We start from the raw sequence: 11,055 nt of genomic DNA, 5'->3' as shown, positions 1-11,055 counted from the left end.
GCTCGACTTCTGCACGAAGGAGATCGTGGCGAGCGACATATCGACCTCGCCGGACCTCGCCCAGCAGCACAGGATGCTCGACCGGCTCCTCGAGGCCCTGCCCGACGGGGCGGCGCCGACCATGCACTCGGACATGGGCTGGCAGTACCAGCACGAGTCCTACGCCTCCAGGCTGGAGGGGGCGGGCATCACCCAGAGCATGTCGCGCAAGGGGAACTGCATCGACAACGCCGCCACCGAGCAGCTCTTCGGCCACGTGAAGGACGAGTTCTACCGCGGCAGGGAGTGGGGCAGCTTCGGGGACTTCAAGCGCGACCTGGAGGAGTACATAGACCATTGGAACACGCGGCGCAGGCAGGTAAGATTGAAGGGCCTGACGCCGGAGGAGTTCCGGAACCGGGCCCTTGCGGCGTAGTCGCTATTTGTTCAGTCCAAGTTTCGGGGCGCAGTTCATTGTCCCCTTTGTGGTGGTTATTGATCGGCTAGCCTTCGAGCTGCGCTACCTTGTAGCGGTAGGCAGCGGCGATGACATCTTTGCAGCCCTCGCGGCCCAGCTTGGCGCGGTTGACGACGATGTCCTTGCCACTCGTCATCTTCCACTTTCCGGCGCTGTAGCGCTTATAGAACGCCTCGCGCGCCTTCTGCTGCTGCTTGACCAGCTTGGCGCCCTTCTTTTTGTTAAGGCCGCGCTTCTTGCGCACGATCTCGACGCGGTCCTCAAAGGGTGCGGTCACCAACACGGCAATGTGGTTGGGATTGTTACGCAGCAGGTAATCGGACAGACGGCCTTCGATAATGCAGCTCTCGGTCTCGCCCAGATCCAAAATCACCTGGCTCATCTTTTGGAACAACTTGTCCGAGTACGAACGTGCATCGTAGCGGTCGGGCAGAAACGCCATATTCTCCACGGCCAGACGCTCGTCGTAGGCAGCCATCTTGTCGAGCGACTCGCCCGCGCGCAGAGACGCGCGCACCAGCAGCTCGTTGTCGTACAGCGGAATCCCCAACTCGTTGGCGAGGATGCGTCCGATCTCGTGGCCCTCGGCACCAAAGTCGCGCGCGATGGTAATGACCACAGGACTCTTCTTGTTCTCCAGATCGCTCATCGCGATTCCTTTCTAACAAATGAGAAATAGGCGATTCCTGATTCCCATTTTGTCACTTACGACCGTCCTGGTTTCCCAAGTGCGGCAGATTGCCCCGAAAGAGGAGCGCCGCGTACTAAATGTACGCAAGCGACGATTGAGGGGCAAGGTGCCGTGCTTGGGGAAGCAGGACTACGCTGCCACCATTCGCCTCTGATACGCCCTCACCAGCAGCGAGATACCAAAGTTGAGCACAAAGTACATCGCAAACACCAGGCCGTAGAGCATAAGCACCTGCGACAGATCGATCGCGTGGGCCATCACGACGTTGGCCGTGTACATGAGCTCGGCCACGTTAATGCCCGAAAGATACGAGCTGTCCTTGATGACGGTCGTGCACTGGCTAAACAGCGCCGGAATGATCGTCTTAAACGTCTGCGGCAGAATGATGTAGCGCATGGTGGCAAAGAAGCCAAAGCCCTGGCTCTGCGCCGCCTCAAACTGGCCACGCGGAATTGAGTTGAGGCCGCCGCGCACAATCTCGGCCATAACAGCGCTGGTAAACAGCGTAAAGGCGATGGTCGAAATCACAATGTCCAATCCCTGCACCGTAAAGTAGATAAACAGGATCCACAGCAGGTTTGGCGTGCAACGGAACAGCTCGATATAGGCGCTCACCAAAATACGGAACGGGCGGGGCGCATAGCTTTTAACGAGCGCCAGCACCGTGCCAAAGATGAGCGAGAAAAAGATCGACAGCACCGAGATCTCGATCGTCTTAACAAAGCCGCCCCAAATGTAGAGCAGGTTGGTTGCGTTGAAGATTTCCATGCGCTAGGCCTCCTCTACGTTGTCGAGCCCCAGCTCGGCCAGGCTCACGCCGCGCGGACGCTCCTTGGAGCGGCGCTCGAGCCACTGCACCAGCATGGCGAGCGGAAAGCAGATGATGAAGTACATAAGGCAGCAGACGATGTATCCCTGCAGGTAACCGTACAGACTCACGAAGTTGTCGGAACGGTACATAAGGTCACCGCCGGCCACAAGCGCCAGCACCGACGTGTTCTTGACCAGGTTGAGCGCCTGGTTACACAGCGGCGGCAGAATGATCTTGAATGTCTGGGGCAGCACGATGTACCAGTACGCCTGCGCACGGGTGAAGCCCTGGCTCTGGGCCGCCTCCATCTGACCGCGCGGAACTGCCTCGATACCGGTGCGGATGACCTCCGAAATGTAGGCCGCATGATACAGACCCACGCCCAAGAAGCCCAGCACGAACGGCGCGATACGCACCGGCTGATCGGCACCGGTTATGGCCTGCAAAAACTGCGGACCGGCCATGTACATAAAGAGCACCTGTACGGGCAACGGGGTGTTCTGGTAAAACTCCACGTACACGCGGCTTATGGCGCGCAGCACGCGCGAGCGAGTGGTAGAGAACACACCCAGCAGCGTGCCCAGTACCAGCGACAGCAGCAGACCGGCAACGACCACCTGCAGCGTCACGCCAAAGCCCTCCCAGAAGGGCCCCATGTTTTGAAATGTCGTCGACCAACGGTCGGCGTCAAATAATCCTTCGAGCATTTGATTCCTTCCTTGGACGATGCGTCTATACAAGACCCCAGGTCTTGACCTCTTGGTCGAGCCAGCCATCGGCCAGGCGATCGCAAATCACCTGATCGACCACGGCCGAAAGGTCGCAACCCTTCTTGGTCGCCACGCCGTAGCCTTGCTCGCCAAACTTGACCTCGGGCTGCAGCAGCTCGACGGTCTCATTCATGTAGCCGGCCAGCGTGGAGCGGTCCATGGCAAAGACGTCGATATTGCCGGCGTCGAGCGAACTCTTGATGATGGGGTAGCCGCTAAAGGCCCTAAACTCGGGCTTGCAGCTAAAGCCGTTGTCCTTGATCATCTGCTCGATCAGGCTCTGCGTGGTAGCACCCTGGCTCACACCAATGACCTTGCCATCCAGATCTTCAATCGAGGTAAAGCCCGAACGCTTCTTGACCATGAGTCCCACGTAGTCGGTACGGTACGGCGTCGAGAAATCCCAGCTCTTCTTGCGCTCGTCGGTGATGGTGTAGGTCGCCGCGACCACGTCGAGCTGGCCGTTATCGATCAGCGGGCCGCGCGTCTTGGGCGTTACGTCGGTAAACTCGACAAGCTCCTGGGCACGGGCATCCTTGTAGCTCACGCCAAAGACGGCAGCGGCGATCTGATAGCACAAATCGACTTCCATGCCCTCAAAGCGACCCTTGGCGGTGTCGTAATAGCCGTAGCCGGGAACATCCTTCTTAACGCCGGCATTCAGATGGCCACGCGACTTGATGGCCGCAAGCTTGGACCCCTTGTCGGAGCCCTCGCCGCTGGTGGAGTGGCCGCAACCGGCAAGCGCGGTCCCCGTCAGCGCAAGCATGCCGGCGCCAGCCAGCTGCAAAAAGTGACGGCGCGATACGGCCGCCCTCGTCATATCCGTCATGTCCATCACCGCACCTAGTGCAGAATCTTGGACAGGAACTCGCGGCAGCGCGGGTTCTCGGGGTTATCGAAGAAGTGCTCGGGCGTGCCCTCCTCCAGGATGCGGCCGTCCTCCATAAAGATGACGCGGTCGGCCACCTGGCGCGCAAAGCCCATCTCGTGCGTCACGCAGATCATGGTGATGTCCTCCTGCGCGAGCTCAATCATAACGTCCAGGACTTCCTGGACCATCTCGGGGTCGAGCGCCGAGGTCGGCTCGTCAAACAGGATGATGGGCTGTTTGGTGCACAGGGCACGGGCGATGGCGATGCGCTGCTGCTGACCGCCCGAGAGATTCTGCGGATACTCGCCGGCCTTATGCGCCATGCCAACGCGCTTGAGCGCGGCGATGGCGATCTCGGTCGCCTCCTCCTTGCTCTTCTTTTGCAGCTTGATGGGCGCGAGCGTCAGGTTGCCGAGCACCGTCATGTTGGGATACAGGTTGAACTGCTGAAACACCATGGAACTATACTTGCGAGCCATCTCCAGGTGGTTCTTTTTGGTGAGCGGCGTACCGTCGATGACGACCTCGCCCGACGTGGGCTCCTCCAGATAATCGACGCAACGGATGAGCGTCGACTTACCCGAGCCGGAAGGCCCGATCATTACGAGCTTCTCGCCGCGCTTGACGGTGAGATTGATATCTTTGAGCACATGCAGGTCGCCAAAGTACTTGTTGAGATGCTTGATCTCGATCATGTCTGCCATGAATGTCCCTTCCCTGCGTTTACACGAATTGCTCTATTTTACGGAAAGAACCACGTTTCCGCAGCCCACGCTACATTCCCGTAAAGAACCCGCAACCTTCCACCTAGTCATTGGGGACAGACTTAAATGAGTACCCGCCGGAGACAGTCCTTGGCACCCACCAAAAAGGAGCGCGACCATGACGGTCACGCCCCTCAAGACCCGAAAATAATACAACCGCCCTTGTTGAGCATAAGTCAGCGAAAACCCGTACACGCGAGCAAGGGGACGTGAAATGAAAGGGCGCAGACCTCATGGTCGCACCCTTGAAATTGAACGTCAGATTGCCGCGTGTACGGGTTTGCAGCGTCGGCCGTTACGCGGTTTGGTAAAACCGCGTAACAAATTACGCAAGTTTGGCGCCGACGATCTTTGCCGCAGCCGGCTTATCGAAGTTGCCGCCGGTGGCCTTGCCGAGTGCTCCCATAACCTGGCCCATCTGCTTCTTGGACGTGGCACCCAGCTCGGCGATGACCTGCTCGATCAGAGCCTCGAGCTCCTCGCCCGAAACCTGCGCAGGCAGCAGGCTCTCCAGAATCTTGACCTGCTCGGTCAGGTTGTCGGTACGCTCCTGGTCGGTACCGGCCTTAATGGACATCTCCAGCGTCTCGCTCGTCTGCTTAATCAGACGCTTGATCATGCTGTTGACGTCTTCCTCGGTCACGTCGCGGCGCTCGTTAACCTCGATATTCTTCACCTCGGCCTTGACCTGGCGAATGATAGACAGGCGAACCTTGTCCTTGGCCTTCATGGCCGCAATCATTTCCTTCTGCAGCTCTTCGTTGGTCATCTGCAAATCCTCCTCAATAGTGTGGGCGGCACTCGCGCGAGCACCGTCCCATGATTACTTGGTCGTCGACGAATTGTCGGTCGAGCTCTTGGTGACGCCCTTCAGGCTGACGTTGTACGGCACGTCCTTGGGCATGGGGTTGACGGTAATGTCGGCGTCCTTCTTGTACTGCTCCAGCCACTCGCTGTATGCAGCACTGGCCGCCTGCGTCTTCACCACGTTGGAGACGTACTTCTTGATGTCCTTGGGCACCTGCTTGATATCATCGACCTGGCTATCGACATGGAAGTAGTCGGTGCACTTGATGACATGGTAACCATAGGTCGACTCGACGACATCGCTCACATCGCCCTTGTTGAGCCCCTCGAGCGCCGCCTGGTAGCTGTCGACGAAGGTAGTGAGCTTATCCCAACCCACATCGCCCTTCTTCTCCTTGGAGCCGTTGTCGTCGGAATACTGCTTCACGGCGTCCTCAAAGCTCAGCTCGCCGGAGTTGATTTTGTCCAGGCACTCCTGTGCCTTGGCCTTGGCGGCGGCCTTGTCCTCGTCGGATGCGTCGGAATCAACCTTGATCAGGATGTTCGACGAGCGGCGGGCATCGTTGTACTTAGACAGGTTCTCGTTGATGTAATCGACAATCTCGCTGTCCTTGGGCTTGCTGGTGGGCGCCACGGCATCCTTAAGCTTTTGCTGTGCCAAGCTCTCCTTGAGCGAGTCCTTGTAGGTGTCCTCGGTATAGCCGTAGGTCTTAAGGGTCTTCTTAAAGGTCTTGGCACCGCCCGCGCTCTTGCACGCGTCCTTCCATGCCTTCTCGACCTCCTCATCCGACACCGTCACGCCGTTTTCCTTCTGCGCCTGTTGAAGCAGAATCTGCTGTGTGTAGGAGTCGATGAGCTGCTTGCGGTACTTTTTGGGCGTAAGGTCGTTGTCGACCAGATACTGCGCCCAGTCCTTGTCCTTGGTGTAGCCGTAGGACGTGCGCATGCTCATGATCTGCTTGGTCACGGTGTCCTCGGTGAGGTTGGTGCCGTTGATGGTAGCGGCGACACCGCCGGTAAGCTTGTAGCCCGAGGTATCCTCTGCCTGCGACATGAGACCGGAGCACGCCATGGCCGAGACGGAAAGCAGCATTGCCAGCACGCCGATAACCACCAGGACGATCTTGACCGTCTTAGACACGTACGTCTTGCGCTGCTTCTTACGAGAGCTGGAGGCAGCGCGAGCCTGCTGCTCGGGCGTCGGCACGGCCTCGGAGTTCTTTTTCTTGTTTGCCATAGTTGGCCTTTCGCATCACGAATCGAACAAACGCCATTGTGTCACAACGCGGACCCCGCGACACACCTGGCACACTGGGGACAAGTTAATCTGCACCATTTTGGTGCAAAGGGGGCAGCTCTGGCAGTTGGCAGTTAGGGACATTCCTTTTCTGCCGGCAGTTAGGGACAGTCCCCAAGTGCCGGCCCTAAAAGTGGCGGCGGATGGCGTCGACCATGCCTTGGCACGTGGCCTGGCCGAGCACGTCGGCTGCGGCGTCGGCATCCATAAAGATATTCATGAGCGCTTGCAGGGCCTCGACTTGGCCGCCCGGCTCGGCAATGCCCAGATTGATGATGATCTGCGCCGGCACGGGGGCACCCATACCCGCCATAGCACTGAACGTCACGGGCGCCGCGGGCTTCACCACCGCGATATAGGGCTTAGCCACAAACCCCGGATCGGTATGCGGGATGGCGATGTTGGCCGCCGGCATGGCAAGGCCCGTGGGATAGGCATCCTCGCGCGTGCGGACGGCGTCGAGCCAACCGGGCGCAATGTAGCCGCGAGGTGCAAGCTCGTCCTCGAGCCGCGCAAACACCTCATCCGGCGTCGCGCACTCCCAATCAAAAAACACCAGCTCAGGCGTAAACAGTGCTTCGCTATCCGCCATGCGCTCACCTCTCTCACCTAGTCACCTGCGACGTTCTTAAACGACTAGTCATTCAAGAACGTCGCAGGTGACTACCAAAAACAAAAGGTGGTCACACGCACCTTGGCGCCAATGACCACCCTGACCACTCAACTAAATTGTACTGTGCACCGCTAGCCGCGGGGTGCATCAATTGCCACTTTGCCGCTCTCCAGCACGTGGACGCGGCCGTCGGCGAGCATCTGAACAACCTCGGGATACAGCACATGCTCAATCGCGTGGATGTGCTCCTCGAGCGTGTCGACATCCCAACCTTCCTCGACAGCCAGCGCGCGCTGGGCGATGATGGGGCCGTTGTCGTAGATCTCGTTGGCGAAATGCACGGTCACACCAGTTACCTTGACGCCGCGCGCAAAGGCATCGTCGATCGCATGCGCGCCGGTAAAGCTCGGCAGCAGCGCCGGATGCAAGTTGACCACGCGGTTGGGAAACGCCGCCAGCAGCGGCGTATGCACCATGCGCATGTAACCGGCCATGACCACATATTCGCAGCCGCGCTCGAGCAGCTCGTGCGCGATGATCTCGTCGGCGGCAATGGGGTCGGCATAGACATCCTTGGACAGCGTAAGCGTCTGGATACCCGCACGCTCAGCGCGCTGCAAACCCTTAGCCGAAGGACGGCTCGACACCACAAGCTCAATCGAAGCGTTGAGCTTGCCGGCGGCGATCAGATCGATCAGCGCCTGCAGGTTGGTACCCGAACCGCTGATGAGCACACCGATCTTGAGCGGCTCGGCCGTATCGGTGCCGGTCGGACGGGTGTAGGGCACAAAGCCCAGGCTCGCGGCAGCAGCCATCTGCTCGTTAGCGCTCATCGGAGTACACGACCTTACCGGAGCCCTCGACGCACTCGCCCACGCGGAACGGCTTCTCGCCCAGCGCGACCAGGGCCTCGGTCACGGCAGCCTCGTCCTCGGGGGCGACGATCAGGCACAGGCCAACGCCCATGTTGAAGGTCTTGCATGCCTCGTTGGGCGCGAGCTCGGCCTGGCGCGACACGTAGGTGATGACGGGCGGAACGTCCCAACCCATCTCGGCGCCGTTGCGGATGACCACGGCGTCGACGTCGTCGGCAAGCGCGCGGTTGAGGTTCTCGGTAATACCGCCGCCAGTAATGTGGGCGATAGCGTGCACGTTGGCGCCGCCGCGGAGCAACTCAAGAATCGGCTTGACATAGATGCGCGTGGGGGCCAACAGGGCGTCTGCCAGCGATGCGCCGCCGAGCTCCTCGAGCGGACGGCTCAGCTCCTCGGCCTTAGCGGCGGCCTCGGGCGTGCCCGGCTTAATGCCGTCGACGCCAATGACCTTGCGCACGAGCGAGTAACCGTTGGAGTGCACGCCGGTGGAAGGCAGGCCCAGAATCACGTCGCCGGGGCGGACGTTTGCGGGATCGAGCATCTTGGGACGGTCGACGACGCCCACGGTAAAGCCGGCAAGGTCGTAGTCGGCCGGAGCCATGACGCCGGGGTGCTCGGCCATCTCGCCGCCCACGAGCGCGCAGCCCGCGAGCTTGCAGCCGTCGGCCACACCCTTGATGATCTTTGCCATGTGCTCGGCCTCAATGTGGCCGATGGCAACGTAGTCCAGGAAGAACAGCGGCTCGGCGCCCGAAGCCAAAATGTCGTTGACGCACATGGCGACCAGGTCCTGGCCCACCGCCTCGTGACGATCCATGATCTGGGCGAGCACAAGTTTGGTGCCCACGCCGTCGGTACCGCTGATCAGAATCGGGTCTTCCATATCCTTAAGCGCGGCGGCCGAGAATAAGCCACCAAAGCCACCGATACCGCCGATGACCTCGGGACGGTTGGTGTCCTTAACCATTTGCTTAATGGCGTCGACGGCGCGGCCGCCCTCGGCGGTATCGACGCCGGCGTCCTCATACGTCACATGCTTGCTGTCGCTCATCTGAGCCTTCCTCTCCCACTACCGTCCGCCGCGCGGGCGCCAAACGGTGCTCATAGTTGCGTTCATTTCGGCGCGCGCCATAACAGCACGCGCCGTCATATCAACAAAACAGCAGGTAAAACCTACCAAAATGAACCTGTCCCTACATGGCAGGTTTTAGGCCTCGCCGTGCTTCTCTTCCCAGCTGCGGTCGTCGTATTTCTCGACCACGGCGTCGTCGTCAAAGTGCAGCGGCTTATCCAGGTTGCGGGGCTTAAAGCCCTCCATAAACTTGTCGCGGCCAAAGCTCTCGGGAATCGCCACGGGGTAGCGGCCGGTAAAGCACGCATCGCAGTAACCGCCCTTGGGCATGACCTTCAGCAGGCCCTCGACCGAAAGGAAGGCCAGCGAATCGGCGCCGATATACTCGCAAATCTCGTCGACCGTCTTGTTGGCGCTGATAAGCTGCGACTGTACGTCGGTATCGATACCGTAGAAGCACGGCCAGATGACCTCGGGCGAGTTGATGCGGATATGAATCTCCTTGGCGCCAGCGTTGCGCAGCATCTTGACGAGCTGCACCATGGTGGTGCCACGCACGATGGAGTCGTCGATGACGACCAGGCGCTTGCCCTCGATGTTGTCGCGCAGCGGGTTGAGCTTCATGCGCACGCCCATGGCGCGCAACTCCTGCGTAGGCTCGATAAACGTACGGCCCACGTAGCGGTTCTTGATGAGGCCCTCGCCAAAGGGAATGCCGCTCTCGTGCGAATAGCCCTCAGCGGGCGGCAGGCCGGAGTCGGGCACGCCGATGACCAGGTCGGCCTCGACGGGCTCCTCATGTGCCAGCTGACGACCCATGTCGTAACGGCAGGCATAGACGCTCTTGCCGTTCATGATGGAGTCGGGGCGGGCAAAGTAGACCTGCTCAAAGATGCAGTTGGCGGGCTCTTCAGCTGCAGGCACGCCCTGCTCGGATACCAGACCCTCGGCGCTGATGCGCAAGATCTCGCCGGGACGGACGTCGCGAACGTACTCGGCACCCACAATGTCAAGTGCGCAGGTCTCGGAAGCAACGACCCAGCCGCCGGCGCGCGTGACATGGACGGCGGAGTCGACCGTCGCGGCGCCATCTTGCGAGGGCAGCTGCGAAACGGATGCGGCATCGGCTTGGTCCAGACCCTCGTCCACCAGCTTGCCCAGCACGAGCGGGCGAATGCCGTGCGGATCGCGGAAGGCGTAGAGCGCCTGCTCGTTGATGAGCGTCATGGCGTAGCCGCCGCGCACAAGCTCCATGGTCTTGCGAATGCCCTCGCGCAGGTGGCCCGTGCGCTGGGTAAAGTAGCCGATAAGCTTGGTCGCGACCTCGGAATCCGAATTGGAGAGGAACGGCACGCCCAGCTCGATTAGCTGGCGGCGCAGCTCGTCGGTGTTGACCAGAGTGCCGTTGTGAGCAAGCGCGATAATGACGCTGTTGATGGTAGAAAGATGCGGCTGCGAGGCTTCCCAGCTCTTGGCGCCGGCGGTGCCATAGCGCACGTGGCCCACGGCCAGCTGGCCGGAGAGCGTCGACAGGTCGGCGTTGGAGAACACACGGTCGAGCAGGCCCAGATCCTTGCGGACCATAACCGTGCCGCCGTCACCCACGGCGATTCCCGCCGATTCCTGGCCACGGTGCTGCAGCGCACGCAGGCCAAAGTACGTCAGTCGAGCCACATCGCGATCGGGCGCCCATACGCCGAAAATGCCACATTCCTCATGCAGCTGGTCGGAGTCCGGATCATACGTCGACATGGTCTTCACCTGTCCCGCGGCGCGCTCGGCCGCGTGGATGGTTTCTTGAGACATGGCATCCCCTCAGAGCCTCGTTATTTGGCGTTACCTGCCCTATTATACGCACGGCAAGACAAGCACTCCCGCGCATGAGCAGCGCTTTTTAAAAGCCCACCGAGCTTATTATCCGTTTTGCGACCAAACATTTTATTGGGTAGTCCACTCTCAGGGGCAACGGCCTCGAAGACTTCCCGTGCGCCGTGTCTCGCCCGCGCTAGGGGCTACATTGTTGC

The 11,055-nt window shown here is 60.3% G+C and carries 12 protein-coding genes; 1 reads left to right on the top strand and 11 read right to left on the bottom strand.

Annotation, left to right across the window (positions count from 1 at the left end; all coding sequences use genetic code 11):
• On the top strand, positions 1–415 hold a 415-nt coding region (locus HMPREF9463_RS00365), incomplete at its 5' end, for an IS3 family transposase (RefSeq protein ID WP_148334148.1).
• A gap of 67 nt (positions 416–482) precedes the next feature.
• Here HMPREF9463_RS00365 and HMPREF9463_RS00360 read toward each other — a convergent pair.
• The 11 genes from HMPREF9463_RS00360 to purF form a co-directional block, all read right to left on the bottom strand.
• Positions 483–1,106, bottom strand: coding sequence for a cytidylate kinase-like family protein (locus tag HMPREF9463_RS00360; RefSeq protein ID WP_022094991.1), 624 nt, complete (start codon positions 1,104–1,106; stop codon positions 483–485).
• A gap of 171 nt (positions 1,107–1,277) precedes the next feature.
• Positions 1,278–1,916 carry an amino acid ABC transporter permease gene (locus HMPREF9463_RS00355; protein WP_035136551.1) on the bottom strand — a complete coding sequence of 213 codons (639 nt, stop codon included), beginning with the start codon at positions 1,914–1,916 and terminating at the stop codon, positions 1,278–1,280.
• Positions 1,917–1,919: 3 nt separating this feature from the next.
• Positions 1,920–2,666 (bottom strand): amino acid ABC transporter permease, encoded by a 747-nt coding sequence (locus tag HMPREF9463_RS00350; RefSeq protein WP_035136546.1) that lies wholly within the window; start codon positions 2,664–2,666, stop codon positions 1,920–1,922.
• A 25-nt stretch (positions 2,667–2,691) separates the two neighbouring features.
• Entirely contained in the window at positions 2,692–3,567 is an 876-nt protein-coding gene (locus tag HMPREF9463_RS00345) for a transporter substrate-binding domain-containing protein (protein WP_084591715.1), read from the bottom strand.
• 8 nt (positions 3,568–3,575) lie between these two features.
• Positions 3,576–4,307, bottom strand: a complete 732-nt coding sequence (locus HMPREF9463_RS00340) for an amino acid ABC transporter ATP-binding protein (protein ID WP_022094215.1) — start codon at positions 4,305–4,307, stop codon at positions 3,576–3,578.
• Positions 4,308–4,692: 385 nt separating this feature from the next.
• Positions 4,693–5,136, bottom strand: a complete 444-nt coding sequence (locus HMPREF9463_RS00335) for a GatB/YqeY domain-containing protein (protein WP_006235801.1) — start codon at positions 5,134–5,136, stop codon at positions 4,693–4,695.
• A gap of 54 nt (positions 5,137–5,190) precedes the next feature.
• Positions 5,191–6,411: a peptidylprolyl isomerase gene (locus HMPREF9463_RS00330; protein WP_035136535.1), complete on the bottom strand. Its 1,221-nt coding sequence runs from the start codon at positions 6,409–6,411 to the stop codon at positions 5,191–5,193.
• Positions 6,412–6,598: 187 nt separating this feature from the next.
• Positions 6,599–7,063 carry a PTS sugar transporter subunit IIA gene (locus HMPREF9463_RS00325; RefSeq protein WP_035136534.1) on the bottom strand — a complete coding sequence of 155 codons (465 nt, stop codon included), beginning with the start codon at positions 7,061–7,063 and terminating at the stop codon, positions 6,599–6,601.
• Positions 7,064–7,215: 152 nt separating this feature from the next.
• Positions 7,216–7,917 carry a phosphoribosylglycinamide formyltransferase gene (gene purN, locus HMPREF9463_RS00320; protein ID WP_006235804.1) on the bottom strand — a complete coding sequence of 234 codons (702 nt, stop codon included), beginning with the start codon at positions 7,915–7,917 and terminating at the stop codon, positions 7,216–7,218.
• A complete protein-coding gene (gene purM, locus HMPREF9463_RS00315; protein ID WP_035136532.1) occupies positions 7,907–9,010 on the bottom strand; it encodes a phosphoribosylformylglycinamidine cyclo-ligase in 1,104 nt (367 codons plus the stop codon). Before purM ends, purN begins: the two co-directional genes overlap by 11 nt.
• 156 nt (positions 9,011–9,166) lie before the next feature.
• Complete coding sequence (purF, locus tag HMPREF9463_RS00310; protein ID WP_052043972.1) at positions 9,167–10,837, bottom strand: amidophosphoribosyltransferase; 1,671 nt, start codon at positions 10,835–10,837, stop codon at positions 9,167–9,169.
• Positions 10,838–11,055 lie beyond the last annotated feature (218 nt).

The sequence above is a fragment of the Collinsella sp. 4_8_47FAA genome, from assembly GCF_000763055.1.
Classification (GTDB): domain Bacteria; phylum Actinomycetota; class Coriobacteriia; order Coriobacteriales; family Coriobacteriaceae; genus Collinsella.
This window is presented reverse-complemented; position numbering and strand designations above follow the sequence as displayed.

Bases quoted from the DNA above. Each gene is read 5' to 3' on its own strand.
- HMPREF9463_RS00355 (WP_035136551.1), bottom strand. From the start codon at position 1,916: ATGGAAATCTTCAACGCAACCAACCTGCTCTACATTTGGGGCGGCTTT.
- HMPREF9463_RS00325 (WP_035136534.1), bottom strand. From the start codon at position 7,063: ATGGCGGATAGCGAAGCACTGTTTACGCCTGAGCTGGTGTTTTTTGAT.
- purF (WP_052043972.1), bottom strand. From the start codon at position 10,837: ATGTCTCAAGAAACCATCCACGCGGCCGAGCGCGCCGCGGGACAGGTG.
- HMPREF9463_RS00360 (WP_022094991.1), bottom strand. From the start codon at position 1,106: ATGAGCGATCTGGAGAACAAGAAGAGTCCTGTGGTCATTACCATCGCG.
- HMPREF9463_RS00335 (WP_006235801.1), bottom strand. From the start codon at position 5,136: ATGACCAACGAAGAGCTGCAGAAGGAAATGATTGCGGCCATGAAGGCC.
- purN (WP_006235804.1), bottom strand. From the start codon at position 7,917: ATGAGCGCTAACGAGCAGATGGCTGCTGCCGCGAGCCTGGGCTTTGTG.
- HMPREF9463_RS00350 (WP_035136546.1), bottom strand. From the start codon at position 2,666: ATGCTCGAAGGATTATTTGACGCCGACCGTTGGTCGACGACATTTCAA.
- HMPREF9463_RS00345 (WP_084591715.1), bottom strand. From the start codon at position 3,567: ATGGACATGACGGATATGACGAGGGCGGCCGTATCGCGCCGTCACTTT.
- HMPREF9463_RS00330 (WP_035136535.1), bottom strand. From the start codon at position 6,411: ATGGCAAACAAGAAAAAGAACTCCGAGGCCGTGCCGACGCCCGAGCAG.
- purM (WP_035136532.1), bottom strand. From the start codon at position 9,010: ATGAGCGACAGCAAGCATGTGACGTATGAGGACGCCGGCGTCGATACC.
- HMPREF9463_RS00340 (WP_022094215.1), bottom strand. From the start codon at position 4,307: ATGGCAGACATGATCGAGATCAAGCATCTCAACAAGTACTTTGGCGAC.